Source organism: Kocuria sp. SL71 (assembly GCF_026672465.1).
Taxonomy (GTDB): Bacteria; Actinomycetota; Actinomycetes; order Actinomycetales; family Micrococcaceae; genus Kocuria; species Kocuria palustris.
This window is the reverse complement of the sequence record NZ_JAPPRE010000001.1, coordinates 1,462,384-1,489,017: the sequence shown is the minus strand read 5'-3', so window position 1 is coordinate 1,489,017 and position 26,634 is coordinate 1,462,384. Positions and strand designations below refer to the sequence as shown.

At 67.5% G+C, this 26,634-nt stretch carries 28 protein-coding genes and 1 tRNA gene; 23 read left to right on the top strand and 6 right to left on the bottom strand.

Annotated elements, in window-relative coordinates; genetic code table 11:
• Nucleotide 1: 1 nt before the first annotated feature.
• Together OVA15_RS06685 and OVA15_RS06680 are read right to left on the bottom strand one after the other, a co-directional pair.
• Nucleotides 2–409, bottom strand: a complete 408-nt coding sequence (locus tag OVA15_RS06685) for a hypothetical protein (RefSeq protein ID WP_268143910.1) — start codon at nt 407–409, stop codon at nt 2–4.
• Nucleotides 410–451: 42 nt separating this feature from the next.
• Nucleotides 452–1,096: a hypothetical protein gene (locus OVA15_RS06680; RefSeq protein ID WP_268143909.1), complete on the bottom strand. Its 645-nt coding sequence runs from the start codon at nt 1,094–1,096 to the stop codon at nt 452–454.
• Nucleotides 1,097–1,213: 117 nt separating this feature from the next.
• Here OVA15_RS06680 and OVA15_RS06675 point away from each other — a divergent pair, with 117 nt between their 5' ends.
• From OVA15_RS06675 to OVA15_RS06665, 3 genes are all read left to right on the top strand, one after another.
• Nucleotides 1,214–1,849, top strand: coding sequence for a TetR/AcrR family transcriptional regulator (locus OVA15_RS06675; protein WP_268143907.1), 636 nt, complete (start codon nt 1,214–1,216; stop codon nt 1,847–1,849).
• A 202-nt stretch (nt 1,850–2,051) separates the two neighbouring features.
• Nucleotides 2,052–3,431, top strand: a complete 1,380-nt coding sequence (locus OVA15_RS06670) for a glycine--tRNA ligase (RefSeq protein ID WP_268143905.1) — start codon at nt 2,052–2,054, stop codon at nt 3,429–3,431.
• Between the two features lie 12 nt (nt 3,432–3,443).
• Entirely contained in the window at nt 3,444–4,424 is a 981-nt protein-coding gene (locus tag OVA15_RS06665; RefSeq protein ID WP_268143903.1) for an N-acetyltransferase, read from the top strand.
• 115 nt (nt 4,425–4,539) lie between these two features.
• Here the strand turns inward: OVA15_RS06665 and OVA15_RS06660 are convergent, their stop codons facing one another.
• Nucleotides 4,540–5,049: a TM2 domain-containing protein gene (locus tag OVA15_RS06660; RefSeq protein WP_268143901.1), complete on the bottom strand. Its 510-nt coding sequence runs from the start codon at nt 5,047–5,049 to the stop codon at nt 4,540–4,542.
• Nucleotides 5,050–5,056: 7 nt separating this feature from the next.
• Nucleotides 5,057–5,599, bottom strand: a complete 543-nt coding sequence (locus tag OVA15_RS06655) for a hypothetical protein (protein ID WP_268143899.1) — start codon at nt 5,597–5,599, stop codon at nt 5,057–5,059.
• Between the two features lie 274 nt (nt 5,600–5,873).
• Between OVA15_RS06655 and dusB the strand changes: the two genes are divergently transcribed.
• From dusB to OVA15_RS06620, 7 genes are all read left to right on the top strand, one after another.
• Nucleotides 5,874–7,046, top strand: a complete 1,173-nt coding sequence (gene dusB / locus OVA15_RS06650) for a tRNA dihydrouridine synthase DusB (RefSeq protein ID WP_442786750.1) — start codon at nt 5,874–5,876, stop codon at nt 7,044–7,046.
• Nucleotides 7,047–7,134: 88 nt separating this feature from the next.
• Nucleotides 7,135–8,457 carry a deoxyguanosinetriphosphate triphosphohydrolase gene (locus OVA15_RS06645; protein ID WP_061711425.1) on the top strand — a complete coding sequence of 441 codons (1,323 nt, stop codon included), beginning with the start codon at nt 7,135–7,137 and terminating at the stop codon, nt 8,455–8,457.
• A gap of 197 nt (nt 8,458–8,654) precedes the next feature.
• Nucleotides 8,655–9,998, top strand: a complete 1,344-nt coding sequence (locus tag OVA15_RS06640; protein WP_268143895.1) for a NupC/NupG family nucleoside CNT transporter — start codon at nt 8,655–8,657, stop codon at nt 9,996–9,998.
• Nucleotides 9,999–10,147: 149 nt separating this feature from the next.
• Nucleotides 10,148–10,411 (top strand): hypothetical protein, encoded by a 264-nt coding sequence (locus tag OVA15_RS06635; protein ID WP_268143893.1) that lies wholly within the window; start codon nt 10,148–10,150, stop codon nt 10,409–10,411.
• Nucleotides 10,412–10,562: 151 nt separating this feature from the next.
• Complete coding sequence (locus OVA15_RS06630; protein WP_268143891.1) at nt 10,563–11,906, top strand: MFS transporter; 1,344 nt, start codon at nt 10,563–10,565, stop codon at nt 11,904–11,906.
• Between the two features lie 33 nt (nt 11,907–11,939).
• Nucleotides 11,940–13,895: a DNA primase gene (dnaG, locus tag OVA15_RS06625; protein WP_268143889.1), complete on the top strand. Its 1,956-nt coding sequence runs from the start codon at nt 11,940–11,942 to the stop codon at nt 13,893–13,895.
• A 77-nt stretch (nt 13,896–13,972) separates the two neighbouring features.
• Nucleotides 13,973–14,045, top strand: a tRNA-Asn gene (locus tag OVA15_RS06620).
• Here OVA15_RS06620 and OVA15_RS13425 read toward each other — a convergent pair.
• Nucleotides 14,007–14,336 (bottom strand): helix-turn-helix domain-containing protein, encoded by a 330-nt coding sequence (locus OVA15_RS13425; RefSeq protein WP_442786749.1) that lies wholly within the window; start codon nt 14,334–14,336, stop codon nt 14,007–14,009. The two genes, OVA15_RS06620 and OVA15_RS13425, sit on opposite strands and share 39 nt — an antisense overlap.
• Nucleotides 14,337–14,445: 109 nt before the next feature.
• Between OVA15_RS13425 and OVA15_RS06615 the strand changes: the two genes are divergently transcribed.
• The 11 genes from OVA15_RS06615 to OVA15_RS06565 all read left to right on the top strand — a co-directional run bounded on the left by OVA15_RS06615 (nt 14,446) and on the right by OVA15_RS06565 (nt 24,816).
• On the top strand, nt 14,446–14,673 hold the full coding sequence (locus OVA15_RS06615) for a helix-turn-helix transcriptional regulator (RefSeq protein ID WP_268143887.1): 228 nt from the start codon (nt 14,446–14,448) through the stop codon (nt 14,671–14,673).
• Nucleotides 14,670–15,533: a hypothetical protein gene (locus OVA15_RS06610; RefSeq protein WP_268143885.1), complete on the top strand. Its 864-nt coding sequence runs from the start codon at nt 14,670–14,672 to the stop codon at nt 15,531–15,533. Before OVA15_RS06615 ends, OVA15_RS06610 begins: the two co-directional genes overlap by 4 nt.
• An 85-nt stretch (nt 15,534–15,618) precedes the next feature.
• Nucleotides 15,619–16,584 (top strand): DUF2637 domain-containing protein, encoded by a 966-nt coding sequence (locus tag OVA15_RS06605; RefSeq protein ID WP_268143883.1) that lies wholly within the window; start codon nt 15,619–15,621, stop codon nt 16,582–16,584.
• A complete protein-coding gene (locus tag OVA15_RS06600; protein WP_268143882.1) occupies nt 16,581–17,654 on the top strand; it encodes a helix-turn-helix domain-containing protein in 1,074 nt (357 codons plus the stop codon). The genes OVA15_RS06605 and OVA15_RS06600 overlap by 4 nt, the downstream gene beginning before the upstream one ends.
• A 3-nt stretch (nt 17,655–17,657) precedes the next feature.
• Nucleotides 17,658–18,518, top strand: a complete 861-nt coding sequence (locus OVA15_RS06595; protein WP_268143880.1) for an RNA polymerase sigma factor — start codon at nt 17,658–17,660, stop codon at nt 18,516–18,518.
• 86 nt (nt 18,519–18,604) lie between these two features.
• The gene (locus OVA15_RS06590) at nt 18,605–19,141 is read left to right on the top strand and encodes a hypothetical protein (RefSeq protein ID WP_268143878.1); all 537 of its coding nucleotides are present in this window, start codon (nt 18,605–18,607) and stop codon (nt 19,139–19,141) included.
• A 449-nt stretch (nt 19,142–19,590) separates the two neighbouring features.
• Nucleotides 19,591–20,538 carry a competence protein CoiA family protein gene (locus OVA15_RS06585; RefSeq protein WP_442786730.1) on the top strand — a complete coding sequence of 316 codons (948 nt, stop codon included), beginning with the start codon at nt 19,591–19,593 and terminating at the stop codon, nt 20,536–20,538.
• Between the two features lie 203 nt (nt 20,539–20,741).
• Complete coding sequence (locus OVA15_RS06580; protein WP_268143874.1) at nt 20,742–21,158, top strand: hypothetical protein; 417 nt, start codon at nt 20,742–20,744, stop codon at nt 21,156–21,158.
• Nucleotides 21,159–21,195: 37 nt separating this feature from the next.
• Entirely contained in the window at nt 21,196–22,332 is a 1,137-nt protein-coding gene (locus tag OVA15_RS06575; RefSeq protein WP_268143872.1) for an IS30 family transposase, read from the top strand.
• Nucleotides 22,333–22,388: 56 nt separating this feature from the next.
• On the top strand, nt 22,389–23,183 hold the full coding sequence (locus OVA15_RS06570; RefSeq protein WP_268143870.1) for an alpha/beta fold hydrolase: 795 nt from the start codon (nt 22,389–22,391) through the stop codon (nt 23,181–23,183).
• A 734-nt stretch (nt 23,184–23,917) separates the two neighbouring features.
• A protein-coding gene (locus OVA15_RS06565; protein ID WP_268143868.1) for an IS5 family transposase occupies nt 23,918–24,816 on the top strand; the annotation gives its coding sequence in 2 pieces (ribosomal slippage) (nt 23,918–24,268 and nt 24,271–24,816; 897 coding nt in all).
• Between the two features lie 68 nt (nt 24,817–24,884).
• Here OVA15_RS06565 and OVA15_RS06560 read toward each other — a convergent pair.
• Entirely contained in the window at nt 24,885–25,472 is a 588-nt protein-coding gene (locus OVA15_RS06560; RefSeq protein WP_268143866.1) for a GNAT family N-acetyltransferase, read from the bottom strand.
• A gap of 225 nt (nt 25,473–25,697) precedes the next feature.
• On the opposite strand from OVA15_RS06560, the gene OVA15_RS06555 reads away from it, so the two are divergent.
• Together OVA15_RS06555 and OVA15_RS06550 are read left to right on the top strand one after the other, a co-directional pair.
• Nucleotides 25,698–26,177 (top strand): hypothetical protein, encoded by a 480-nt coding sequence (locus tag OVA15_RS06555; RefSeq protein ID WP_268143865.1) that lies wholly within the window; start codon nt 25,698–25,700, stop codon nt 26,175–26,177.
• Nucleotides 26,174–26,596, top strand: coding sequence for a hypothetical protein (locus tag OVA15_RS06550; protein WP_268143863.1), 423 nt, complete (start codon nt 26,174–26,176; stop codon nt 26,594–26,596). The genes OVA15_RS06555 and OVA15_RS06550 overlap by 4 nt, the downstream gene beginning before the upstream one ends.
• Nucleotides 26,597–26,634 lie beyond the last annotated feature (38 nt).

Below are 26,634 nucleotides of genomic sequence, written 5' to 3'. Positions count from 1 at the left end.
GTCAGCGGGCTGCGTGCCGTCCGCTCTGAGCGGCGGTCGGTGAAGAGCCCGACGAGTAGTCGATCGACGTGTCCTGGGCGGCCGGCTTGGGGCCGCCCGAACGGCGCACCGCGCGTCGCTCGGAGGCCAGCCCGATGCCGATCAGCACGATGCCGAGCACCAGCCACCCCGAGAGCACGAGCCACTGCATGGTGGTGTCGGCTTCCGGGAAGTAGGAGATGCCGCGGATCAGCGTGGAGATCGCCCCCGGCGGGAGGTACTGCCCGATCTCGCCCCACGGGCCGGGCAGGAACTCCTTGGGGGAGTTGGTGCCGGAGATCGGGTTGGCGAAGAACATGAACAGCAGCGCGGCCACCGGGATGCCGGGGGTGCGCAGCACGGTCACCAGTCCGGCGACGGTCGCGGACATCGCCGCGAACGCCAGTCCGACGGCCAGCCAGGTCAGCTCGAACTAGCGTTGGAAGACGTCGAGCAGCGGCCCGCCCAGAGCGGTCACGGCGAAGCCCGCGAGCACGCCGTAGAGCAGCACTGCTACGATCTTGCGGCCGCCGCCGATCACCTGAAGCCCGATCACGATGCCTCCGGCGAGCCCGCCCATGACCATGGGGAAGGACAGCACGCCGAGCCCGGCGCCGTTGGGGTCGTTCTCGCTGAACGGGATCAGGTCCGTCTGGGTCACGGGCATGCCTGTCTTCTGGCCGAGCTGCTCTCCCACGCGGTGCAGGATCTGGCCGGTCGCGGCATTGTTCGCCGAGGCGGAGAGGACCTCCACGGGCTGGCCGATCACGATGGCGCCGTAGACGTCGCGGTGCTCGATGTCCTCGACGGCGGCGTCGCGGTCATCGCCCGTCGTGATGTCGAACAGGTCCGGCTGGGCGTCCTCGAGCTGGTCCTGGACCATCTCGACCTGCTGCTCGGGGCCCGCGATCATCAGCGGGATCGACTTGGGCTCGGAGGTCACCGTGGGCCAGGAGAAGGCCAGGACGATGATCGAGATGGCCACGGCGGACATCAGCGCCGTGATGAGGACCTTGGGCCACGGCGTGACCGGCTTGGCGCTGAGCTGGCCGTGGACTTCCAGGCTGGGACTGGACATGGGGAGACCTCACGATCGGGCGCTGGCGCCGTAGATGGGAAACGGAGAGCTGATCTCCGCCCGGGAGGCTAGCACGCAGATGGAGGTCGCGTCTCCGGTTATGCGACGATGGGTCCTATGTCCTCTCCCACATCCGGTTCCCGCAGCGACGCCCGCGCCAACCGCAGAAAGATCCTGGTGGCCGCAGACAGGGTCTACGCCGCCGAGGGCGTCGACGTCACGCTCGATCGGATCGCCCAGGAGGCGGGCGTGGGAGTGGGGACCGTGTACCGGAACTTCGCGAACAAGGGGGAGCTGATCGAGGCGGTCCTGGCGGATCGCCTGGACGGCATGCTGAGCTTGGCGCGCTCGTGCGCCGAGCACGACGACGCCCGCGAGGGCCTCTTCCGCTTCCTGCGCACCGTGGTGGGCTGGATCAGCGACTCCGTGGCCATCGGGCAGCTGCTCGACGGGCGCTCGGAGCACCAGGCGCGCCTGCTGCGAGTGCGCGCGCAGTTCATCCCGCTGGTCGAGCAGCTGATCGCCCGCGCCCAGCGCGACGGCCAGATCCGCGCCGACTTCAGCTCCGCCGACCTGCCGATGTTCTTCACGATGCTCGGGGCGGTGCAGGAGCGCGCCGGGTCTGTGGATCCGAAGCTCGTGCACCGCTACGCGGATCTGCTGCTGGATGCGATCTCCCTTCCCGAGGCGACCTCCGAGCATCCGCCGCTGAGCGAGGCGCAGCTGGTCGAGCTGCTCGGTCGCAGCGGCTGATCAGGGTCGCCGTACAGGGAGCAGATATGACCGCATTCGCCGTCTGGAGAGCTGAGCACCGCTGAGCGCACCGGGAGTCGCGGGCCGTCGTCGTCGTTGACTACCCTGGCGGTCGGTGCCTTCGTGCACCCGAGGACCCCGTACGGAAACCCCAGGCCAGGCCGCAGCCAGCGGTCGCGGCAGATACCGGAGTGTGCATCTCATGGCCCCCAAGTCCACGCTGGACAACGTCATCTCGCTGTGCAAGCGACGCGGCTTCGTGTTCCAGGCGGGTGAGATCTACGGCGGCTCGCGCTCGGCCTGGGACTACGGCCCCCTGGGCGCGGAGCTCAAGGAGAACATCAAGCGCGAGTGGTGGCAGACCTTCGTGCGCGGACGCGAGGACATGGTGGGCCTGGACTCCTCGATCATCCTGCCCTCGGCCGTGTGGGAGGCCTCCGGGCACGTCGCCACGTTCACGGACCCGCTGGTCGAATGCACCTCGTGCCACACTCGCCACCGCCAGGATCACCTGGAGGAGGCCTTCGAGGACAAGAAGGGCCGCGCGCCCGAGTCCATGGCCGAGGTCAACTGCCCCAACTGCGGCGCCAAGGGCGAGTGGACGGACCCGCAGCAGTTCTCGGGCCTGATGAAGACCTACCTGGGCCCCGTCGACGACGAGAAGGGCAAGCACTACCTGCGCCCGGAGACCGCCCAGGGCATCTTCGTGAACTTCCTCAACGTGGTGACGGCCGCCCGTCAGCGTCCGCCGTTCGGGATCGGCCAGATCGGCAAGGCCTTCCGCAACGAGATCACCCCGGGCAACTTCATCTTCCGCACCCGCGAGTTCGAGCAGATGGAGATCGAGTACTTCGTGCACCCGGAGGAGGCCAAGCCCTCGTTCGACACCTGGGTGGATGACTGCGAGCGCTGGTTCACCGATCTGGGCGTGAACCCCGAGAACCTGCGCCGCTTCGACGTCCCGGACGGCGAGCGCGCCCACTACTCGGACGCCACGATCGACCTGGAGTACCGCTTCGGCTTCCAGGGCTCGGAGTGGGGCGAGCTGATGGGCGTGGCCAACCGCACGGACTTCGACCTGAGCAACCACACCGAGGCCTCGGGCACCAAGATGCAGTACTTCGACCAGGCCTCCGGCGAGCGCTACACCCCGTACGTGATCGAGCCGTCCTTCGGCCTCACGCGCTCCATGATGGCGTTCCTGGTGGACTCCTACCGCGAGGAGGAGGCCCCCAACACCAAGGGCGGCACCGACGTGCGCACCGTGCTCGGACTGGATCCGCGCCTGGCCCCGGTCAAGGCCGCGGTCCTGCCGCTGTCCAAGAAGGACGACCTCAAGGGCGTGGCCGGGGACCTGGCCGCCGAGCTGCGGCGCCGCTGGAACATCGACTACGACGACGCCGGGGCCATCGGCCGCCGCTACCGCCGCCAGGACGAGATCGGCACGCCGTACTGCGTGACGGTGGACTTCGACACCCTCGAGGACCAGGCCGTGACCATCCGCGAGCGCGACGAGATGACCCAGGAGCGCGTCTCCCTGGACAAGGTCAGCTCGTACCTGGCCGACAAGCTGGGCTGCTGAGCGGGGGATCGCATGAGTGTGGAACTTCGCTCCTGGGAGCAGGGCGATGATCTCGCCCTGCTCGAGGTCCTGCCCGCCCCGGAGGCCGACCCCGTCGTCGCCCTGCGGGCACTGATGGGTCCGGACACCGACGAGCCCGCGTGGTCGCGCACGGTCGTGGCCGTCGACGACGACGTGGTGATCGGCGGCGGAGCCGTGCAGCTGCACCCGCTGCACCCGGAGCGGGTGTGGGCCTTCGCGGAGGTCGCCACGGCCAACCGCGGCGAGGGCACGGGCCGGCTGATCGCGGACCGCCTGCGGCAGATCGCAGCCGAGGCCTTCCCGGACAAGCCGCTGCGCACCAAGGCCGCACCCGAGACCTCGGGTGCGGCCTTCGCCGAGCACTCCGGCATGGTGCCGGTCATGACGCACCGCCATGTCGTCATCGCGCCCGGCGCCCTGCCGCCGCAGCCGATCGGCGAGGGCGACTCGGCCACCGAGGCGATCGAGGACCTGGCCACCGGCTCCGTCGAGCTCACCAAGGCGGTGGGGGAGTTCTACCGCGCCGTCAACGCCTGGGACGCCCCGGCCGAGCTGTCGCTGGGGAAGGTGAACCAGCAGTTCCTCTCCGAGACCTCCCAGGCCTACGGGGCGATCGTGCTGCGCCGCGGGATCGACCGCGGGGCGGGGCGCAGCGGGAGCATCGGCGCCTTCGCGATCAGCTACCGCTCGCTCGAGCTGGATCAGGAGCGCTCGCAGGCCGACGCCGAGCGGCTCGAGGAGCTCGACGACCTGCCCACCGACGTCCTGGTCGGCTGGGACCCACAGCTGCCGGACGAGGAGGCCGCGATCGCGGTCGCCAAGCTCCTCGGGCTGCTCGTGGCCCGCTACCCGGTGCGCGTGGAGGTCACCGACGCCATGCGCCCGCTGGCGATCGTGTGCGCCCAGCTCGTCGCGGACGGGGTGGCCAAGGTCGTGGACGAGTCCGTGACCTATGCCGATCCGGCCGAGTGAGCCTCACCGTCTGAGCCCGCACCTTCTGGGCTGATGACAGCGGCCGGTGCCTCCCCATCACTGGGGAGGCACCGGCCGCTGTCGTGGCATGGGAAGCGCGCGCCGGCCGCGCCGCTCAGAACGCCCAGGGATCGACGCCGTGGTCGCGGGAGAGCTCCTGGCGCAGCTGCCCGTCGAGGCGCTCGAGCCGTCGGCTCATGCCCACGCCGTCGACGATCCACCAGATGACGGTCACCAGCCCAGTCAGAGCCATGATGATCAGCGCGGCCCAGAAGACGAGGCCCGGCCCGGTGATGGCCGCGTCCCCGACGCTTCCGGGCTCGCCGGTGTCGAAGCCCTCTTCATAGGTGACCATGAGCATGGCGTAGGCCGTGATGGCCCCCGTCCAGGCGATGCCCGCCAGGATCAGCTTGACCAGCCCGCGGCCGACGGCGCCGAGGTAGAAGTCGTGCACGGGGACGTGGAGCATGAACGGGCCGAGGATCCACAGGATCCAAGCCGCGATGGGCGTCTTGGCGCGGGCCTCATAGCGCACCGCGGCCTGGCGGTGCGCGGGATCCATGGGCGCAGGGGTCCAGGGGCCGGGGCGTGCGGGCCAGGGGCCGGCGGGGTGCGGGTAGGTCATGGCCGGCTCAGAACGACCAGGGATCGACGCCCTGCTGGGCGGCGATCTCGCGGCGGATGCGGTCGTTGGTGCGCTCCAGGCGCGAGGTCATGGTCACGCCGTCCACGATCCACCAGATCAGGATGGCGACGAACGAGCCGATGCACAGCACGACCCCGAGAATGATCAGCACGCCAGCGGTGCTCTCGCTGCTGCCGGAAGCGGCGGCCCCGCCGATCATCCCGCCGAACAGGGCGATGAACGCGAAGACGATCAGCCCCAGCTTCAGCAGACCGCGTCCCACGGCGCCGAAGTAGAAGTCGTGGATGGGCAGGCCGATCAGGAACGGCCCGCCCAGCCACAGCAGCCATGCCACGGTGTTGTTCTTGGAGCGCGCCGAGTAGCGCCAGGCGGCCTGCGTGGCCGCCGGATCCATGGGGGCGCCCCAGCCCTGATGCGGTCCCGGCTGAGGAGCCGCTGCCTGTCCGGGCGTCCCGGGCGCAGGCTGGTGACCCCAGGGGCCCTGCCCCGCATCGGGGGTCGGCTGCGAGCCGGTCGGAATGTGCGTCACGGCGATCTCCTGTCGGTGGGGGAGGAGCGGCATCGAGGTGCACCGCCGGGTCTGCTCCCATCCTAGGTGACTAATTTGCGCATGTGAACTCCATCGCCGGATTCCGGACGAGGCACCGGCGACCCTGGAATGTGCCGGAGATCGCCCGAACAGGGCGACGGTCCTGTGGGAAGATGCCCGGATGACCACCACCGCCGAGCCCCGCCAGGAGACCGCCCTCGCGCAGCAAGCGCAGGGGCCGTCGTCGTACCGTCAGCCGTTCGGCCCGGGGACGATCGAGACCACGCTTGCCGACGAGGCCGTGACCCTGGACCTGCCGCCGCTGCGTCTGGGCGGGCTGACGATCGACGTCCCCGTGGTGCTCGCGCCCATGGCCGGGGTGACGAACAAGGCGTTCCGCGCGCTGTGCCGCGCCCACGGCGGCGGGCTGTACGTAACCGAGATGGTCACCGCCCGCGCCCTGGTGGAGCGGTGGGAGAAGTCCCTGCAGATCGTCCACCACGACCCGCACGAGACCCCGCGCTCGGTGCAGATCTACGGCGTGGACGCGGTCAACGTGGGCAAGGCCGTGCGGATGGTGGTCGAGGAGGACATCGCCGATCACATCGACCTGAACTTCGGCTGCCCCGTGCCCAAGGTCACCAAGCGCGGAGGGGGATCGGCGCTGCCGTGGAAGACGGATCTCTTCGAGGCGATCCTCTCCGCCGCCGTCCGCGAGGCCCAGGGGCTGCCCGTCACGATCAAGACCCGCAAGGGCATCGACGACGACCACCTCACCTACCTCGAGGCGGGTCGGATGGCCCGCGACCTCGGCATCGCCGGGATGACCCTGCACGGGCGCACCCTGGAGCAGCACTACTCCGGCCAGGCCGACTGGTCCTCGATCGCGCGGCTGCGCGAGGCGATCCCGGACATGCCGATCCTGGGCAACGGCGACATCTGGTCCGCCGAGGACGCCGTGCGCATGGTGAACGAGACGGGTGTGGACGGCGTGGTCATCGGCCGCGGCTGCCAGGGCCGCCCCTGGCTGTTCGGCGATCTGCAGGCCGCGTTCGACGGCAGCCGGGAGCGCGCCCGCCCCGGTCTGCGCGCCGTGGCCGCCACCATCTACCGCCACGCCCAGCTGCTGGCCGAGCAGGACGGCGACGAGCTGCAGGGCCTGCGGGAGATCCGCAAGCACGTGGCCTGGTACTTCAAGGGCTACCCGGTCGGTGGCGACCTGCGCGCGAAGCTGTCCCTGGTCGAGACGCTGGATCAGCTCGAGGAGCTGCTCTCCTCCATGGACCTGGATCAGCCGTACCCCGGTGCGGATGTTGAGGGGCCGCGCGGTCGCGCCGGCAACCCCAAGAAGGCCGCTCTGCCGGACCGGTGGCTCGAGGACCGGCAGATCCACGACGACCAGCGCCTGGGTCTGGTCGACGCAGAGCTCGACGTCTCCGGCGGCTGAGGCGCCCCCGAGCGGGCACAATGGCCTGGTGATGGATGAGCTGAGCCACGAGAACCAGCAGGAGCTTCCCCTCGAGGGCGTGGCGGAGATGCTCGCTGCCGTCGACCGCACTCGCGAGGCCGAGCCCGGCTACAGCGCCCGCGACATCGAGCGGTGGGTGCGCGAGGACCACCACAACAAGTACCGCTCGCACTTCGAGCGCGACCGCGCCCGCGTGCTGCACTCCTCGGCTCTGCGCCGACTGGCCGCCAAGACCCAGGTGGTCGACCCCGGGGCCGACGACTTCGCGCGCAACCGCCTCACGCATTCGCTCGAGGTCGCCCAGATCGGCCGGGAGATCGGCCGGCTCATGGGCTGCAACCCGGACGTCGTCGACGCCGCCTGTTTATCTCACGACCTCGGCCACCCGCCGTTCGGGCACAACGGGGAGACGGAGCTCAACGCGCTCGCCGGGGATATCGGGGGCTTCGAGGGCAATGCGCAGACCCTGCGGCTGCTCGTGCGCCTGGAGCCCAAGGTGATCGCCCCGGACGGCAGCCCCGCCGGGCTGAACCTCACCCGCGCCGCGCTGGATGCCACGTGCAAGTACCCGTGGCGGGCCTCGGAGGCGCCCCAGCAGGCGGACGGGACGCGCTCGCGGAAGTTCGGCGTCTACGAGGACGACCTGCCGGTCTTCGAATGGATGCGCGAGGGCGCCCCGGCGCGCACCAAGTGCCTCGAGGCCCAGGTCATGGACCTGGCCGATGACATCTCCTACTCGGTGCACGACGTCGAGGACGCCGTTGCCGCAGGAGCCGTGCGGCTGTCCCGGCTGAAGGACCCCGCCCAGCGCGAGCGCGTGTTCGACAAGACCCGCGAGTGGTACCTCCCGGGTGCGGAGGACGCCGAGATGGACGAGGCGCTGACCCGCCTGGAGAACGCCCCGGAATGGGCCTCCGAGATGCGGGGATCGCGCCAGGACCTGGCTCGGCTCAAGGACATGACTTCCCAGCTGATCGGCCGCTTCGCCACGTCGGCCGTGGCCGCCACGCGTCGAGTCACGGGCTCGGATCCGCTGACCCGCTACGACGCCTCCCTGGTGGTCCCGCACGAGACCGACGTGCAGATCGCCGTGCTCAAGGGCATCGCCGTGACCTACGTGATGACCGAGCGCGACTCGCAGGTGGTCTACGACCGCCAGCGCGAGACCCTGCGTCTGCTGGTGGAGGCCATGATGGACTCGGATGGCCGCTACCTGGCCCCGGAGTTCCGCGGCGACTGGCACGACGTCGGCGGAGGCCCCGGTGCCGAGGCCCTGCGCCTGCGCATCGTGATCGACCAGGTGGCCTCGCTGACCGACACCTCGGCGGTGCGGCTGCATCACCGCATCCTGGGCACGGACCGGCGGCTGGGGGACACCCCTCTGTGGTGAGCGCGCCGTCGTGACCGCTGCTCCGGCGACGGGCCGAACTGCCAGGTTCTCCTCAGCCCGCGCTCAGCTCCCTTAGACTTCCCCCGCGTCCGCATCACGGCGGAGGCACAGCGGGACTCTGCAGGTGAGCTCCCGCACCACCGATTCGCCGACAGGCACCGACGACACGCGCAGGACGCGGGAACAGGCGGCACACCGTGATCGGAATCCTCTGGGGCATCGGCGGCATGGCAGGGATCCTGCTCATCGCCTTCCTCCTCTCCTCGAACCGACGGGCGATCAAGGTCCGCACCGTCGTGGCCGCGCTCGGCCTGCAGGTCGTGTTCGGCATCGCCGTGCTCTACTGGCCCTTCGGGCAGCGGGTGCTCGGCGTCGTCTCCGACGGCGTCCAGGAGGTCATCGGCTCCGCGAACGCCGGCATCAGCTTCGTCTTCGGCGGACTCGTGCCGGAGGACGGCGTGGTCTTCGCGCTGCAGGTCCTGCCGGTCATCATCTTCTTCGCCTCGTTGACCGCGGTGCTCTACCACTGGGGCATCCTGCAGTTCGTCGTGAACTGGCTGGGCCGCGGCATCGGCTGGCTGCTGGGCACCCGCCGCGCCGAGTCCGTGAACACCGCAGCCAACATCTTCGTGGGCCAGACCGAGGCGCCACTGGTCATCCGTCCCTACATCCCCGGGCTCACCCGCTCCGGGCTGTTCGCCGTCATGGTGGGCGGGCTGACGACCGTCGCCGGCTCCGTGCTGGTCGGCTACTCCCTGCTGGGCGCCCCGCTCGAGTACCTGATCGCCGCCTCCTTCATGGCCGCGCCGGGCGCGCTGCTGATGGCCAAGATCCTGGAGCCGGAGACGGTCTCGGACGAGGAGGCCGACCGCCTGGAGAAGGCCGGTGCCGCCAAGCTGGCCGCTGAGAACAGCGACGTCCCCGTCGTCGCCGCGACCGACGACGCCGCTGCCGATGCTCCGTGGGCCGATGGCGAGCAGGCGGAGGAGGCCGTCGTCGTCGAGGATCCGGGAGACGCTCTCAAGCACCGCAACGTGATCGACGCCGCCGCGGCCGGCGCCAGCGACGGCCTGCGCCTGGCGCTGACCGTGGGCGCCATGCTGCTGGCGTTCATCGCGCTGATCGCCCTGGTCAACCTGATCATCGGCACGGTCGGCGGCTGGTTCGGCGCCCCTGATCTGACGTTCGAGCAGATCCTGGGGTGGGTCTTCGCCCCGATCATGACCATGATCGGCGTGCCGTGGAACGAGGCCGTGGCCTCCGGCAGCTTCGTGGGGCAGAAGGTCGTGGTCAACGAGTTCGTGGCCTTCGCGGACTTCGGTCCGCAGATCGAGAGCTTCAGCCCCAAGACGGCGGCCATCACCACGTTCGCCCTCACCGGCTTCGCCAACCTCAGCTCGCTGGGCATCCTGCTCGGCGGCCTGGGAGGCCTCGCCCCGGAGCGCCGCCCGGAGATCGCCGAGCTCGGCATCCGCGCCATCCTGGCGGCCACCCTGGCCAACCTGATGTCCGCGGCCATCGCCGGCATCATGCTCGCCTGAGCGGTTCAGGCGCACGCGACGCGGCCCGTCGAGCACCTCAGTAAGATGGGGCGCCGACGGGCCGCGTCATTCTCTGCCGCCGGCCCGAGACCGGACCAGCCCCCAGCACCGGGCCCCGCCCGCACCCACCCTCCAAGGAGCGCCAGATCATGGCATCGGCACAGCAGTCCCCGAACGGCCGCGTCCCCGCCGGGGTCGACTCGTCAGAGCTCCAGGAGGCATCGCGCGCCCCCGGGATGATCGTCTCCGCCATCGTCCTGCTCATCGCCGCGCTGTCGATCGTGGTGCCGCACCTGATCGAGGTGGCTGCGTGGGTGCGCATGCTCGGGCTGGTCGTCGGGCTGATCCTCGTCGGCGTGGGCACCGTGGTCTTCGTCCAGGAGCTGCGCCGCCAGTCGATCGTGCGGCGCTGAAGACGGCCCTCCGGCGGCAGCGGCTGTCGGCATGCCGTCATCCCGTTGAACGGAACCGGCCTTCGAGCGGCGAGTGACGCGGATTACAGTGAACCGGCCCGCGTCCCGTGGGTCCGAACCCCGAATCGCCCTGCGCGAAGGAGACACGACCGTGCCCGCTGAGACCCCCGTGAACCAGGTCCTGCGCGGCCGCGCCTGGGTGGCGCCGCTGTGCTGGATCGCCGTGCTGCTCGACGGGTTCGACGCCGTCGTGCTGGGTGCGGTCATGCCGTCCATGATCGAGGACCCGGGCTTCGGCCTCACGCCCGCCTCCGGCACGGCCGTGGCGACCGCCGGGTTGTTCGGCATGATGGTCGGCGCTCTGGGGATGGGCTGGGCCACGGACCGCTTCGGCCGCCGTCGGATGCTGATCGGCGCGGTGACGATCTTCTCCCTGCTGACCCTGGCCATGGCGTTCACCGACTCGATCGCCGTGTTCGGGATCCTGCGCTTCCTGGCCGGCGTGGGCCTGGGCGGCTGCCTGCCCACCGCGATCTCCATGGTCACCGAGTTCTCCTCCGCCCGTCGCACAGGCAACGCGACCACCACGGTCATGACCGGCTACCACGTGGGGGCGGTGCTCACCGCGGCCCTGGCGATCTGGATCGTGACGCAGCTGTCCTGGCACGCCATGTTCATCGCCGGCGCCCTTCCGGCCGTGATCCTGGTGCCGCTGATGCTGCGCTACCTGCCGGAGTCCCCGGAGTTCCTGCTCTCCCAGGGCCGCCGCGACGAGGCCCGGGCGGTCGCCGAGCACTACGGGATCGACTTCGCCGCGCGGCTGGAGCGCCAGGAAGCCCTCACCCGGGCCGGATCGGATGCCCAGCAGGAGAAGGTCGGGGCCGGCCTGCTGCTGTCCGGTCCGTACCGTCGCAACACCGTGATCCTGTGGATCGCCTCCTTCATGGGCCTGCTGCTGGTCTACGGCCTGAACACCTGGCTGCCGCAGATCATGCGCGCCGCCGACTACGACCTCGGCAACGCCCTGGGCTTCCTGCTGATCCTCAACGTGGGCGCGATCGTCGGGCTGTTCATTGCCGGACGGGCCGCCGACCGGTTCACCCCGCGGGTCGCGGGCATCGTCTGGTTCCTGGGGGCCGCCGTCATGCTCTCGGCGCTGGTGATCCGCCTGCCGCTGGGCGGGATCTACGTCATGGTCTTCATCACCGGCTGCTTCGTGTTCTCCGCGCAGGTGCTGGTCTACGCCTTCACCGCCTCCAACTACCCTGCGCAGGTCCGGGCCACCGCGCTGGGCATGTCGGCCGGCACGGGGCGCCTTGGCGCGATCTCCGGACCGCTGGTGGGCGGCACCCTGCTCTCCGCCGGGCTGGCCTACCCGTGGGGCTTCTTCGCCTTCGCACTGGCCGCGCTGCTGGGCGGCGGGGCGCTGTCGGCCACCCGGACCCTGGACCCCGAGGCCCAGGACAGCCCCGTCCACAGGCAGCCGATCGACTGATCGGGGCTTGGCGGCGGGTCGTAGACTGGTGCGGTGGCAGGACTGATCAAGCGCGAGGACATCGACGAAGTGCGCTCGCGGACGGACATCCGCGAGATCGTCGAGGGCTACGTCACGCTCAAGTCCGCCGGCATCGGCTCCTACAAGGGGCTGTGCCCCTTCCATGACGAGCGCACGCCGTCGTTCCACGTCCGCCCGCAATACGGCACGTATCACTGCTTCGGCTGCGACGAGTCCGGCGATGTCATCGCCTTCGTCCAGGCCATGGAGCACACCACATTCGCCGAGACCGTCGAGCGGCTGGCCGCCAGGATCGGCTACGAGCTGCACTACGAACAGGGCAGCGGCCCGGACAAGGCCATGGTGGGCCGCCGTCAGCGGCTGCTGGACGCCCACAAGGTCGCCGCCGAGTACTTCCAGGCCCAGCTGCGCACCGCCGGGGCCCGCGCCGCGCACACCTACCTGGGCGATCGCGGCTTCTCCCCGCAGGACGCCGCCGACTATGGCGTGGGCTATGCGCCCAAGGGCTGGACCAGGCTCCTGGATCACCTGCGCAAGCGCGGCTACACGGACGATGAGCTCGAGGGCACCGGCATGTTCTCCTCCGGGCGCAGCGGGCTGATCGACCGCTTCCGCGGCCGGCTGATCTTCCCCATCCGGGGGATCGGCGGGGAGATCATCGGCTTCGGCGCCCGCAAGCTCTACGACGACGACCAGGGCCCCAAGTACCTCAACACCCCCGAGACCCAGCTCTACAAGAAGTCGACGGTGCTCTACGGGATCGACAAGGCCAAGCGCCAGATCGCCAAGCAGCGTCAGGTGGTCGTGGTCGAGGGCTACACGGACGTGATGGCCATGCACCTGGCCGGGGTGCCCACCGCCGTGGCCACCTGCGGCACCGCATTCGGCGCCGAGCACATCAAGGTCGTGCGCCGCTTCCTCTCGGACGACGGCTCCGGCGGCGAGGTCGTGTTCACCTTCGACGGCGACGAGGCCGGGCAGAAGGCCGCCCTGCGTGCCTTCCAGGAGGACCAGCGCTTCATGGCCCAGACCTTCGTGGCTGTGGAGCCCAACGGCATGGATCCGTGCGAGCTGCGCCTGGCCCGCGGGGACGCCGCTGTGCGCTCGCTGCTGAGCGCCAAGCGCCCGCTGTTCGAGTTCGCCATCCGCGCAGCCATGAAGCGCTACGACTTGGAATCGCTAGAGGGCCGGGTCCAGGCCATGCGCGCGACCGCTCCGATCGTCGGGCGCATCCGCGACACCACGCTGCGCCCGGCCTACGCCCGCCAGCTGGCCGGGTGGCTGGGGCTCGAGGTCCCGGACGTCGTCCAGGCTGTGGAGACCTCCGCACGGGCGGAGGCCCGCGGTGACGGCGGCGGGGCCGGCCCCGGGCAGCAGCGCACGTTCGACCGCCCGGTCGATGGCTCGGACCAGCGTCCGCGCGGCCCTCAGGACTCCGACGGCCCGCCCGACGACGGCGCCGCACAGCCTCCGCGCATCGAGTGGCCGGATCCCCGCGATCCGCTGCTGCGCACGGAGAAGGAGGCGCTGGAGGTCGTCGTGCAGGTCCCGCACCTGCTGGGTCCTGCCGAGTGGCAGCAGTTCACCGAGGCCGAGTGCGCGCATCCGGTGCACACCGCCGTGCACCGCGGGGTGGTCCAGGTGCTCGCCGGTATCGGCGCCGATCAGCAGATCACCCCTGGGCGAGGCTGGATCGAGGCCCTTCGCGCGGCCCTTCCGCAGGAGCTGCACGGCTATCTGGCGGGACTGTCCATGCGGGCCCTGCCCGCCTCGGACGAACAGCAGCTCGAGCGCTACGCCACCGGGGTGATCAACCACCTCTTCGACCGCCAGATCAACCGGCGCCAGGCTGATCTGCGAGCCGAGCTGCAGCGGACGTCGTCGGTCGAGCAGCCGGAGCGCTTCCGCGAGATCAGCCGTCAGCTGCTGGACCTGGAGGCCCGCCGTCGCGAGCTGCGCCCGGCCTGAGCTGAGCCCCGGACGGGTTTTGCGCGGGGGCAGTGCACGGGGTAGGGTGTCTGTCTGTTGCACGGCGACGTGCACCTTCCCCCGTAGCTCAATTGGCAGAGCATTCGACTGTTAATCGAAGGGTTGCTGGTTCGAGTCCAGCCGGGGGAGCTTTTCAGCCCCCGTGGTGACCAAGTCACCACGGGGGCTTTTGCGTGCCTGCGCAAGATCTGGTCCGAGCAATTCCGAAAGGGAGATGTCGAGCCAGTCAGCGATCTCCATCAATTCAGTGATCGAGAACGGGCGCTCTCCACGCATGCGCCGGGATGCTGCGCTTCTTGCTAGCCCTAGGCGGGCCGCCATCTGCGACTGACTCACATCGCGTCGGCCGAGCCAGGCGCGGACCTCGTTTCCAACAAGGACGGCACGGGGATCCAGGGGTTCAGTGGTCTCACTTGTCATGGGCTCATTGTACCTAGAGCGGGACAGAACGTCCGAAAAATGGTCCTGTGTCCCGCTGGGAGGGACGCATGTGTTGACACGGTGTCCCGCTCAGCGGGACGCTGTCCCTATGACGAAGCAAAAGCGACTCGCCCTGGCCATCCGCTCTCGGATGGCCTTCTGCGAGATGACACAGGCCCAGCTGGCGGCGCAGATCGAGATGGGGCGCACCTCACTCTCCGCGCGACTCAACGGAGAACGGGAGTTCTCGTACTCGGAACTTGAATCAGTGGCTCAGGCGCTGGACCTGACCCTGCGGGATCTGCTGCCGGCAGACGAGAAGGGGGCGCAGCGATGAGCGCGACGACGATGACGACGAGCCCGCAGCCGCTGACTGAGGCGGACGCTCGGGAGCTGACGAACCAGATTGCTGAGGGGCTGGCTGATGTCCACTCGCTGATCGTTCAGGCCTGGGAAGGCCGGGTCTGGGAGCCGCTGGGCTTCGAGACGTGGGATGCCTGGATCGACGCGAACTTCCGTGGACTCCAGCTGCGTCCGCCGCGCGAGCAGCGCGAGGAGGTCGTGCAGTCGATGCGTGAGGCCGGCATGAGCGTGCGGGCGATCTCGCGGGCGACCGATCTCGGTGTCGGCACGATCCATCGGGCATCGGCAGGTGTTCCAAATGGAACAACTGAGCAGGAATCGACCGGACTGGACGGGAAGTCCTACGCCGCGAAGAAGCCCGCGCACAAGAAGACCGACGAGTCCACGGGGTCCATGACCCTGACAGATCTTGGAGTGCCGGCGATCGATCGCTCCACCCTTCGGCAGACGACGTCGACCGAGGATGGCGACGACGTCAACACCGAGGCTCTGTCCGGAGACGTGGTCGAGCCCGAGGGAAGCACTGAGTCCAGCGCCTCTTGGTGGGAAGGCCCGCGTGAGGCGCTGATCGAAGCTGAGGCTCGCTGCGTGAAGCTCATCCAGGAGCGCAAGGAGCAGCCGCGGCTGGTCGAGGACCCGCAGGACCCGGGAGCTCCGCAGCTGACGATGACCGCGGCGCGGACCGTGCTGGCGGCCGGTGGTGTGATCGTCGATCTCGGCGTGGAGACGCTGGATCAGGAGTCGAAGGACGCTTTGCGCAAGGTTCTGGGCACTGTGATCGAGTCGCTGGACGGCGTCATCGGTGATCTGGAGGAGGCCGATGATGAGGCCTGAACGCGCACAAAGCGATGCGCGCCCGGGGGCAACCGGACGCGCATCTGATCAGCATGATTCGCGTGAGATTGCAGGATCAACGCTGGTGAACGACACGGTAGCACCGGGGGTCGCTGTGCGGAATGGCGGGTCGTCTCGGATCGATCCGGACACGCGCGGTGTCCAGTGGACGGTCGTTGGCCTGGTGGGTCTGCTCGGGCTGACGTCGTTCGCGGTCTCGTTCCGGGCGCTGCATGACGTGGCTGCCTGGGCCGGGATCGGCCCCGGGCTCGCGTGGGCGGTTCCCGTCTTCATCGACGGCGCGATCTTGACCTACGCCTTGGCTGTGCTGGTTCATCGTTCCCGCGGTGAGTCTGTGTGGCCGTCGTGGGTCTCGCTGGCGGTGTTCACGGCGATGTCGGTCGCTGCGAACGGCGCGCACGCTGTGGCGGCCCCGCAGGAGGAGTGGTGGCAGGCCTGGGTCGGTGCGGCCCTGGCGGCGTTGGCCCCCTTGGGCGTTTTCGCGGCGACGGAGCAGATGGCTCGTCTGGTGGTGCTGCGCCCGCAGGATCGCGTGGCGCTGTCTGCCGTCGAGGCTGTGCTGTCGGCATCCGTGGCTGTGGAGGAGGAGTCGTCGCAGGACGAGACTCCCTCGCCGGTCCGTGGCGAGTGGGAGGAGCGCGACGACCAGGCTGCGCCGACCGTCGTGTCGGCAGAGACGATCCCGGGGCCTTTGGAGCCTTCGGAGCTTTCGGAGCCTTCGGAGGCCTTGGGGGTCGAGGTCGAGTCGGAGCCTGATCTGGCTGTTGAGCAGGAGCTCCAGGGTGATGACGTGGCTGAGGAAGCCGAGGAGGCATCTGAGGGCGACGAGCCCGAGGAGGCCAGTGCAGGGGCTGAGGAGCCGTCTGAGGAGGACTTCGTGGCCTGGGTCCAGCAGCGGCGGCGCGAGGGTGAGCCGATCACGGGTCCGACGGCCGGGGCGTTCCTGGGCGTGTCCGAGCGCACGGGTCGGAACCGGATCAAGGAGCTGCGCAGCGCGCGGCCTGAGCTGTTCGAGGAGGTGGCGGCATGAGCATCAAGGCGATCTCGTGGGCGTGGACGCAGCAGGTGAAGTCCTCGCAGAAGCTGGTGCTGATGGCTCTTGCGGATAGCGCTGACGACTTCGGGGAGGCCCGGGTCTCGCAGTCCTTCTTGGCCTGGAAGACCGAGTACTCCGAGCGGTTCGTGCGCAAGGCCATCACGGAACTCGAAGAAGCCGGGCTCATGACGCGAGTGCGCACGACCCGACGCGACGGAACGCGCGGCGTGGATGGTGTCGTGCTGCACCTGGACAAGACGAGCTCCAAGGCTCCCTGGGGCGGTCTCAGCGAGGTGCGCCGGCAGCTTCAAGAGCAGGTGTCTCGACGGGGACTTCCGGCTGGTGAGGACTTTGGCCCGGATCTCGTGGCCGAGAAGCCGGACGGAATCGCCCCTAGTCAGAGCCACCGGAACGACGTGCCGGTGGATGGCCCGTCAGCTGTGGATAACTCCGTTTCCCCTAGTGGGAGCCACCGGAACAGTGTTCCGGTAGAGGGGTCCTACCGGAACACTGTTCCGGGCCTACCGGAACGACGTGCCGGTAGTGACCCTCACGGACTCTCTACTACGCGCGCGCCCGTCTTTTATCCATCATCATCATCCGTCGGCGCGGCTGCGCCTGTGGATGACGATGACGACGAGACGACGACGACCGATGAGCCTGCCGGGAAGTCCGAGGTGGCGAGAATCCACCGCGGCGTGAACCTCAACCGGCTCGCCGTCGAGTGCAAGGCCGTGGCCGGTCAGTGGCCGGTCGAGGTCTGGGCGGGTGCCGTGGATCAGATCCTGGACCGGGCACGGGGCCGTGTCGCCAGGCCCCAGGCCTACGTCCGCGGCTCGATCTCGAACGAACCGGCCGTGATGCTCGATGCCGCCGAGGCCGTGGCCGGGGCTGGTGCCGGCCTGGAAGCCCTGTGGGGCGCCTCCGGCCCTGACGGGTCGGCTGGACCGCCTGTGGCTGCTCGTCGGGTCACGTGCCCGACCCATCTGACCGATCACCGTGAGGACCGGGAGTGCGGCGGCTGCCGCGCTGACCGGCTCGTGAAGCGCCCCGAGGAGGGCTGAACCATGACCACGAACATTCAGGCTGCGGCCTTGGAAGCGAACTCGCAGGAAGCCTGGCTCGCTGTGGCCGAGACGATGCCGCTGGTGACGCCGGTGATCCGATCGATGCTCGCCCCTGCGGGGCTGGGCGACGATGCTGACGATGTCGCCCAGGAGGCCGTTATCTCGGCGGTGAGGAGCGCTGATCGCTGGGTGCCCGAGCGTGGGCCGCTGGTGTCGTGGGTGACGACGATCGGCAAGCGCCGGGCGATCGATCACCTGCGGCGGGCCAAGCGGCGTCCGACGACGGCCGTCGTGTTCGCCGGCCAGGCCGATGACGACGAGACGATCTCGGTGATCGATGTGGCTGAGGATTCCTTCGAGGAGCGGCTGCTGGACCGGGATGAGGCCTGGAGCGTGGTCCGGTCCGTGCTGAGCCAGGTGCAGGTCGTGCTACGCAACGACGAGACGATGCGTCGGGCCGTGGTTGTGCTCGCTGAGTGCGACGGCGAAGCTGCGACCGCGGCGCGGAGGCTGGGGATCTCTCCGGCGGTGGCTCGTGAGGCGCGTCGGCAGGTGGTGCGCATGGCGATCGTGGTGCGCCATGCGCAGGGGCTCCACGAGCGGGGCGTGGCCGCTGTGGAGGTCGATGAGGCTCTGGCCTGTCTTCCGGATGTGGCGGGCTCGTGGCCGCGGCTGGTGCTGGATGCGATCGTCTCGCATGGCAGCGTGCGGCGCTTCACGGCGGCGGATCTGCGGGCCGTGACGGGCTGGAGCCCGGCGACGTGTCGGCAGCGCCTGGAGGACGTCTCGTGGCTGCTGTCGGTGATCAATGAGATCGCGCTGCGCGGGGAGATCACTGCTGCGGAGGTGGCGGCGTGCTGAAACGGTGGACGCGTGTGGTCCGGCGGCCCCGGAAGGCCAAGGTCACGGAGCCGATCGACCTGCCGGGCCTAGCCCGGGAGTTCTCGATGTTTGAGTCGCAGACAGACGAGGGACGCTTCGTGGGATGGTCTCTGGACCATGGCATGGAAGCTCGTGACCTCTTCCTGTTTGTGGTCCAGCTGCCGGGGTGGACTTGGGGCGGCACCGGCGAGCCACTGGACGTGATGCGGCGGTATCCATGGCCGTACTGGATGAGCATTCTTAACGCTGACGAAGAACCGACGCGTAGTGCGCTCTACAGGGTGGACGAGTCAGTACAGGCGGTGCGTGAGGTCTACGACGAGCTGATCGAGCTCACCTGGTGGGTCCGCTACCGGGATTCCGAGACGACTTACGAAGAGTTCCAAACCGGGCTGCACCATGCGGACGAGGCGCTGGCCCGGCTAGCGCTGCGCAACCTTCGGGGGTTCAGCGATGCCGTTGATGAGCTGGATCAAGTAGTGGTTCAGATGCGACGAGTCGTCGACGAGGTGAACGTGCTTCGAGGCGCAGCCGAGGGAACATCTCTGGCGCCGGAGCCTCCCGACGAGCGCCCAGGTGGGATGTGGGGTCAGCCGCTGTAGGCCCGCCGGGCGAAGTGCCCGCGTACTCTTGGAGCGTCACTACGCAAGGGTCGAGGGCCGGGGTTGGTATGGGATCTGAACGACACCGGGGCGAATCGATTCCGTGGGGGAAGCCGATCACCGTCGGCAACGCCAGCTCTTACGGAATCGTGCGGTTGCCGTTGTGGACTGGTCCCGCACATCTGCCCGCCAACGGCGCAGATCGTCCCCTTCCGGGTGTGCCATCGGATCGAACGGCGAGAGACCTGACGAGAGCCGACTTCGTCGACTGCGTCTACCCAGGATGTGGCCCATATAGTCATGTCGCCGGCACTGAGAAACGACGTGCAGGATTCGTTCACCATTCGGGCAAGAGCACTCGTGATCACGTTGGTGGAGACGAGAGCCTGGATCACCTCAACTCCAAGGCGGCGCTGCTTTCATGGGTTCTCTCGGCCTACGGGGATGAGGTGGTTGACCATGACCTGGACTCAAGGAACATTAAGAGCAAGATCGCCATCGACTCCGATGGTATTGATCAGGTGCGTCCGGATGCTTGGATTAAATTCAAGAATGGCCAGCAGGTCGCCATTGAGTATCAGTATTCTGTCGGAGATCCGAAGCGGGTTATCGAAAAGACCCGGGCGTATCGAAATTCTAATACCGCGGTGTGGTGGGTTTTCTCGGGGCGTTCGCCGAAGACGTGCATAAATGTAAAGCCGGCAAGACATGTCAGTCGGTATGGGGGTCTGGTGGCGGATCTTTCGGCGCCCCAGAAGGCGTTGGCCGACAAAGCCATTCCATTCTTCTGGTTCGACTACGAGTCGGCCCGGCTGGCCACCCCTGTGGTCTATGCGCGGGTGCTCATCAAGTGGCAGGCGGGGGAGCTTTGGGGCCGAGAGTCGATGCGCACTCAGAAGCAGTATGTGCGGTCACCGCGCCGCTACTTGAATTCGTGGGCAAGGATTTTTGAACACTCGCTAGAGGAATGTGCCGTAGACCTGGGCACGGGAGCCTTGGTCACTCCCGGAACTCGTGCCATCGCCCGTGATGCGCCGCGGATCGCAGCGGACATTGAAGAGCTGCGGGCTCAGGCGCGGGAGAGATTCAAGGCAGCCGCGCAGAGACGCAACCGCCGGGAAGCCACGCCGGAGGTGCAGCTGGCACAGAAATCCAGCGAGGTGCATCAGCCGATTAGCGATGAATCCATCGAGTCGGTAAGCGGAGATGGGCCCGGGGCCGAGGCTTCTTCGGACCAGCCAGAGGCGACCGTGGCGTTGAGGAGCGCCACTGTCGAGGCGGAAGGCGAGCGGTTGAGCCTGGCGATGTCGGACAAGGCGACGACCGCAGATGCCGCCGACCGGCAAGCGCGAGGCTGGGGCATCTGGCGCAAGCTAAAGCAATGGTTCACATGGTGAACAGGACGAGCCGTTGAGCAGATGCGGTCACTCGGGCAGATGGTGCTGATACGGATGACGCTGGTCGTGCGGCCATCGAGCCCATGAAGGCCTGTCGTGTCACTGTATGATTTGCATCATCCGATGATGCGGCACGAAACTTTCAATGGAATGCTGCTTGGCCCCTGGCGGGAAAATTGATAAGCACTGATCGTGGAGGACTCATGGCCAATTTAAGGTACTCAGACACTGAGCTGCTGAAAGTTTTTATGCAGCATTTTCACCAGGTAACCGATAAGGGGTATTGGGGCAAGTCTATCAGGCCACTGGGCAGGACGGATCAGTTTTCTCAGTTTCAGGTAAAGATATTTACTGAAACGCGCCAGGTCCTTGGTAAGGAGACGTCCATGCTAGATAGTGACATGTCATTAGGGTCACTTCATGTGCGCGCATATCTCACAGAATCGGAGTCCATATATTTTCCGCGCCTGCTAGAGGCGGCCCAAAGCCTCAATGTTGCATTCAAGGATGGCGTTTCGTCAGAGGTACGGAAGGCCTGGCAGCAGATGGCCGAAGAGAGGTATCCGTTTTATGTGGACAGTGGCGTCGCGGTCTCAACCGATCAACGCACCACCCGGTGATGGGAGCATGCGGATAGATCGGCGAGGAGGCCAGGGCATGGTGTTGACTCTCGAACAGCAGGACGCGGTGTGGGAACGGTGGCGCGCTGGCGAGCCGGTCCGGGTGATCGCCCGGACTGTGCGCTGCACCCGCGAAGCGGTACGTCGGCTTTTGGCAGTGACCGGCGGAATCCGCCCGGCAGCGCGTTCACGGGCACCTCTGAGGCTGTCGCTTGCTGAGAGGGAAGAGATCTCCCGCGGACTCGCGGCCGGTGATTCCGCGCGCGCTATCGCGACTCGCCTGCGCCGGTCTGCCTCCTCGGTCTCGCGGGAGATTGCCCGCAACGGTGGACCCGCGCAGTACCGGGCTGCGGCAGCCGATCGACGAGCCTGGGAGAACGCGAGGCGTCCGAAACCGTGCAAGCTGGAGGTGCACGATGACCTGCGAATTATCGTGCGGGAAAAGCTGATGGGGGATTGGTCGCCACAGCAGATCGCGGCATGGCTCCGAGAGAACCCCGTTGCAGCTCGTGGGGTTCGGATTTCACACGAGACGATCTACCGGACTCTCTATATCGGTGCGCGACTGGCACTGCCGTCGTCCCTGAAAGGGCATCTGCGTTCGGGGCGCGGCATGCGCGCCTCGAGGAAGGCTCGTCGTACCGGGCAAGGACGGGGTCAGCTGCGGAACATGGTCTCGATCCATGATCGACCGGAGCAGATCGAGACCCGGACCGAGGTAGGGCATTGGGAGGGTGACCTCGTCATGGGACGACGTCCCAGCGCCGTGGCAACCCTTGTTGAGCGAACTACCAGGACTGTTCGCCTCGTCAAGCTCGATGGCATCAAGGGTCCAGACGTGCATGCCGCGCTCGTCCGGAACCTTCGCGGCCTGCCGAGCTCGATGCTGAAATCGATCACCTGGGACCGTGGCCGGGAAATGTCCGAGCACGAGCAGCTTGCCCGTGACCTCAGCATCAACGTCTACTTCTGCGATCCTCGTTCGCCCTGGCAGCGAGGATCGAACGAGAACACGAACCGACTCCTGCGTCAGTATCTTCCGAAGCACGCGGACCTGTCCCGGTTCGTCCAGACCGACCTGGACAAGATTGCGGAGAAGATCAACACCCGACCACGGCGGGTGCTCGGTTGGGAGACTAGCCACGAACGACTCCTCGACGCGCTCATGACCTGAGCAGACAATCCGAGCTACTGGCCGGCGCCGCTTCTGAGCCGCTGTAGTGTTGCTGAATGGACGAGCTAAGGCGTGCGGTAACGGTCGAGGACGGAACTACCATCTCTTACTCGCTCTTTGCCGGAGCGGACCCGGCGGTCGTGATCTTGCATGGTCTGGCCGGCAGCAGCCGCGAGTTCATCCCGACCGCTCGCGCACTAGCCCCGCGTAGCGTAATTCTGGTCGATCAGCGCGGCCACGGGGATAGCACGCGCACGCCCGCCGACGTCTCGCGCGCGGCGTTCGTCGACGACGTGGCCCTGGTAGTCGAGGCGGCAGGGGCGCAGACAGTGGACCTCGTCGGCCAGTCGATGGGCGCTCATACGGCAATGCTCGTCGCGTCCACGTACCCAGACTTGGTGAACCGCCTCGTGCTCTTGGAAGGAAACGAGGGCGGCGGGTCAGTAGAGGACCACGCCGCGATCGGTGAGTACTTCAGGTCCTGGGAAGTCCCGTTCGCCAGCCGCGAGAAGGCGAGCGAACTACTCGGCGGGAGTGCACTGGCGCGGGCGTGGGCAGCTGACCTGGAAGAACGCGAAGACGGCCTTTATCCGCGTTTCGACGCCGACGTGATGGTTCGCGCCATCTCCGAGGTAGCAGTCCCGCGCTGGAGCGAGTGGGAGAGCATCACAGCGCCGACGCTGCTGGTCTACGCGGACGGCGGCATGTTCACCGAAGACCAGAAAGCTGAGTTCGTTCGCCGTGGGAAGAATGCCCAACGAGCCGACCTCACCGGCGCGACGCACGATGCACACCTGGACGCATTCGCGCAATGGTCCACCGTGCTACGTGAATTCCTCACCGCGCGCTGACCGGTCTGTCTACGAACCAAACGACCCAGTAGGACGTCCGCCGTCCAACTTGCTGGGCATGGTCACCGAGTTGGAAGTCGGCCTTATCCCGGCCCAGACTCGAAAGAGTACGCAGGCCACCCAAGCCTCCGGGAAGCTGTGTGCTGCGCGACCATCTGTCGGAAATCCCAACGCGCAGCAAACCGACGTGACTACGCTCGTTGCCGCGGGTGGTGCGTTGATCGGTTGAGACCGCCATGCATACTGGAATGGGGGGTTGATGCATCCAAATGAACCCCAGAAGCGCCCCAAGAAGAAGGCAATTCGCACTTTGGTTAATTCGATTCCGCTGGTGTTGCGGAATAATATGATTGCGGCATCAATATCAGCAGCAGTCTTGATTACCACCGCGCTCCACCATGCGGTGGGGTCTGACGAGCGCTTCAAGTGTGGAGCAGGTTGTCCTGAAATGGCAATTATGAAGCGAACACATTGGGCGCCTGGTGTCTCTGGGTCTGAAATTAGCGCAATGGATATTCTGAACTCCGAGGCTTGAGTGGTGTGCATGGCTTCGTGACCTAGGGTGCTGCGGCTCGCTGGCGGTGCGTGACGGCGCGACGGCATGGGGAGCCGATGGCTGCAGCTGTGCTTGCGGGTGCAAGTACGAGGGCTGGCGGTGCTGGGTCTGATCTGGCCTCCTTCACTACTAGAGTGTGTCTCCCAAATCCCGATGCCGTATCGGCGAGGCTAGGGCCATGTCGCGGATGCAGTCGCTTTCGGATGCCGAGTGGGCTTTGATCGAGGGATTCATGCCGTCCTCGGAGGGGCGCCGGGGGCGTCGGTTCTCGGATCATCGCCTCGTGTTTGAGGGGATCATCTATCGCTACCGGACCGGGATCGCTTGGCGTGACCTCCCGGCGGAATTCGGTCCGTGGCAGACGGTGTGGAAGCGCCATCGTCGTTTCGCTGGCGACGGGACGTGGGACAAGGTGTTGACCGCCTTGTTGACCAGGGCTGATGCGGTTAGCGAGATCGATTGGGACGTGGCGGTCGATTCAACGATCGCGCGCGCCCACCAACACGCGACGAACACCACGCGCCTCACGGGGGGGCTTCATCGAACTACATGAAACAGAAATCCGAGCCGGTTGATCACGCGATTGGACGCTCCCGTGGAGGCCTCTCGACGAAGGTCCATCAGTTGTGCGACGGCAAGGGATGTCCAATGATCGTCGCCGTCGGGCCGGGTCAGGGCAGCGACTCCACGATGTTCCCGTACCTGCTCGGCGCGGTGTGTGTCCCGCGCGAGGGGGCTGGCCGTCCGCGGACCACGCCTGACTCGGTGATGGCCGACAAGGCCTATTCCTCACGGGGTCACCGTGCGCTCCTGCGCGGTCGGGGCATCACAGCAGTGATTGCTGAGCCGCGTGACCAGCAAGGGCACCGGAAGCGTCGCGGTTCTCGTGGGGGTCGCCCGCCGCTGACTGATCCTTCCAAGTACGCCAGGCGGCACGTCATCGAGAACAGCTTCGAACGGTTCAAGCAGTGGCGCGGCCTGGCGACCAGGTACGACAAACTCGCCTCGACCTACCACGCCGCCATCATCTTGCGCGCGATCCTCCTGTGGCTCCCAGCCCTCACTGAGCGGAGATGACCACGGTCGCGGCTTCACGCACACATCTAGAGTCGGGCGATGGGTGGAGGGCGTGCGACGGGCGGATGTCAGTGCGCGAGGATGGCCATGAAATGCACGTCGATCCATTCATCGTCGAGGCGCAGCGCCTCACGGCCCGTGCCCTCGTGCATGAAGCCGACCTTCTCGTAGACGTGGCGGGCACGTGGATTGAAGTCGTACACCTCGAGGGTGATGCGGTGCATGCCCATCTTCGTTAGGCCGTGCTCGACGATGAGCCGGGTCGCCTCTGTGCCGAGCCCGCGGCCGCGGCCAGCGGCCCCGATCAAGGTACGGAAGCCGCAGGACTCGTTGCCCTCGTCCCACTCGTGGAGCACAACTTCACCGACGAGCTCATCCGTTGTGTTGTCCATGACCGCGAGCACGAGCCGGTCGTCGGCCACGGCCCAGGCACCATAGATGTCGCGAAGCCGCTCGATCGACGCCCCTGGAAACTTCTCGGTGCTGGAGTGCACCGATCCGGTCAGAAGGGCGATCTCGTCGTCAGCGCGAATGATCGCGTTGATCTCGTCGGCGTCCTCCGCGCGGATGGGGCGAAGGGTCACCAGTTCTCCGCGCAGCGTTGGTTTGTCCGTGAAAGGCGTTGACTCCATGGCATCAGACTGACCGCACGGCATGCCTGGAGCAACAAGAATATCGATGCACGCTCATGCCGCTCTGCGCGTGTGCCTGTTGGCTACGTCGCGGCCGACTCGCCGGGCGGATCCGCCGTCGTCTCCCGTCAGATCATTTGGGAGACACGCTGGAGCTGGTGGTCGTTGTGTCGTCGGAGGGGCCGGTGATGCTGGACGTGCGGAATCGACCGGTTCTGCACGCCGATGACGTCACAGGATTGGAGCGGTGTGATGATTGAGAGCCGAGAGTCACAGCCCTTGCCCGAGCGGGCACGAGAGGCGATCGAGAACGGGTGGTCGATCGTCATTCGAGTGAGCAGTCGAGGGGGCGGGCCGGACGGACAGTCACCTCGCGAGACCGAGGTCGCGGCCAAGTTCATCGAACGGGCCTGGGAAGCGATCTCCGCGGAGAACCCAGACGCCGAGGTCGTCGGCGTGTTCGATCCCGAGGCCTGGAAGACGCGGGGTGAGTGTGGTGAAGCGGACCCGCCGGAGGTGCAGCTGGCGTTGGATCGAGGCTGGGCTATGCGGATCGAAGGGGAGCTGGAGGTTTTGCCTGGTGACATGGAGACCGTGGGTCGCTGGGTGGCTCCGGACGAGGTTCGTGAGTTCTGGGAGTCGGTGGCCCCGGATTTCCAGTCGATCCGCGTCGTCGTGATGGGCGAGCCTGACAGTGTTCCTGGGAAGCCGAAGGAGGAGGGCCGTTGAGCGACCAGATGAGCAATCGGTATGACCGCAAGTCTCTCGATCTGACGGACCGGGAGTTCAGGCAGATGGCGTGTGGGATGGGGGTTGATTGGACGCGGGAGCTGCACGCGACCAAGGGGGCGGACTGGCGCTATCGCCTGGATGATCTGGGGCGGTTGGGTGCTGCGGTGTTCCGGCACAGCGGCCCTGATGAGGCGGCGGCGATCGTGCAGAGCTTCAAGCGCGGTCATGAGCTTGCTGAGCGATTCGCTGGGAGGCAGCCCTTGCCAGATGACGAGTTCGTGCTGTGGTCGACGGCTGCTCTTGGGGATTGGGTGGGTGAGAAGGCCGCTGGTGAACAGGTCGAGGACACGTTGCGGGCGTTGATCCGACGGGAACGCAGGCTCTCGGACTCGATGGGCGGCGGCTTGGTGGGGTGAGTGTCGTTACGGCGCGGCGGCGACGACGCGATGTGGGT

Excerpts from the sequence above, each read along its gene's own strand:
- OVA15_RS06685 (WP_268143910.1), bottom strand. The coding sequence starts at position 409 with ATGTCCGCGACCGTCGCCGGACTGGTGACCGTGCTGCGCACCCCCGGC.
- OVA15_RS06680 (WP_268143909.1), bottom strand. The coding sequence starts at position 1,096 with ATGTCCAGTCCCAGCCTGGAAGTCCACGGCCAGCTCAGCGCCAAGCCG.
- OVA15_RS06675 (WP_268143907.1), top strand. The coding sequence starts at position 1,214 with ATGTCCTCTCCCACATCCGGTTCCCGCAGCGACGCCCGCGCCAACCGC.
- OVA15_RS06670 (WP_268143905.1), top strand. The coding sequence starts at position 2,052 with ATGGCCCCCAAGTCCACGCTGGACAACGTCATCTCGCTGTGCAAGCGA.
- OVA15_RS06665 (WP_268143903.1), top strand. The coding sequence starts at position 3,444 with ATGAGTGTGGAACTTCGCTCCTGGGAGCAGGGCGATGATCTCGCCCTG.
- OVA15_RS06660 (WP_268143901.1), bottom strand. The coding sequence starts at position 5,049 with ATGACCTACCCGCACCCCGCCGGCCCCTGGCCCGCACGCCCCGGCCCC.
- OVA15_RS06645 (WP_061711425.1), top strand. The coding sequence starts at position 7,135 with ATGCTCGCTGCCGTCGACCGCACTCGCGAGGCCGAGCCCGGCTACAGC.
- OVA15_RS06635 (WP_268143893.1), top strand. The coding sequence starts at position 10,148 with ATGGCATCGGCACAGCAGTCCCCGAACGGCCGCGTCCCCGCCGGGGTC.
- OVA15_RS13425 (WP_442786749.1), bottom strand. The coding sequence starts at position 14,336 with ATGACAAGTGAGACCACTGAACCCCTGGATCCCCGTGCCGTCCTTGTT.
- OVA15_RS06615 (WP_268143887.1), top strand. The coding sequence starts at position 14,446 with ATGACGAAGCAAAAGCGACTCGCCCTGGCCATCCGCTCTCGGATGGCC.
- OVA15_RS06610 (WP_268143885.1), top strand. The coding sequence starts at position 14,670 with ATGAGCGCGACGACGATGACGACGAGCCCGCAGCCGCTGACTGAGGCG.
- OVA15_RS06600 (WP_268143882.1), top strand. The coding sequence starts at position 16,581 with ATGAGCATCAAGGCGATCTCGTGGGCGTGGACGCAGCAGGTGAAGTCC.
- OVA15_RS06595 (WP_268143880.1), top strand. The coding sequence starts at position 17,658 with ATGACCACGAACATTCAGGCTGCGGCCTTGGAAGCGAACTCGCAGGAA.
- OVA15_RS06590 (WP_268143878.1), top strand. The coding sequence starts at position 18,605 with ATGTTTGAGTCGCAGACAGACGAGGGACGCTTCGTGGGATGGTCTCTG.
- OVA15_RS06580 (WP_268143874.1), top strand. The coding sequence starts at position 20,742 with ATGGCCAATTTAAGGTACTCAGACACTGAGCTGCTGAAAGTTTTTATG.
- OVA15_RS06575 (WP_268143872.1), top strand. The coding sequence starts at position 21,196 with ATGGTGTTGACTCTCGAACAGCAGGACGCGGTGTGGGAACGGTGGCGC.
- OVA15_RS06570 (WP_268143870.1), top strand. The coding sequence starts at position 22,389 with ATGGACGAGCTAAGGCGTGCGGTAACGGTCGAGGACGGAACTACCATC.
- OVA15_RS06560 (WP_268143866.1), bottom strand. The coding sequence starts at position 25,472 with ATGCCGTGCGGTCAGTCTGATGCCATGGAGTCAACGCCTTTCACGGAC.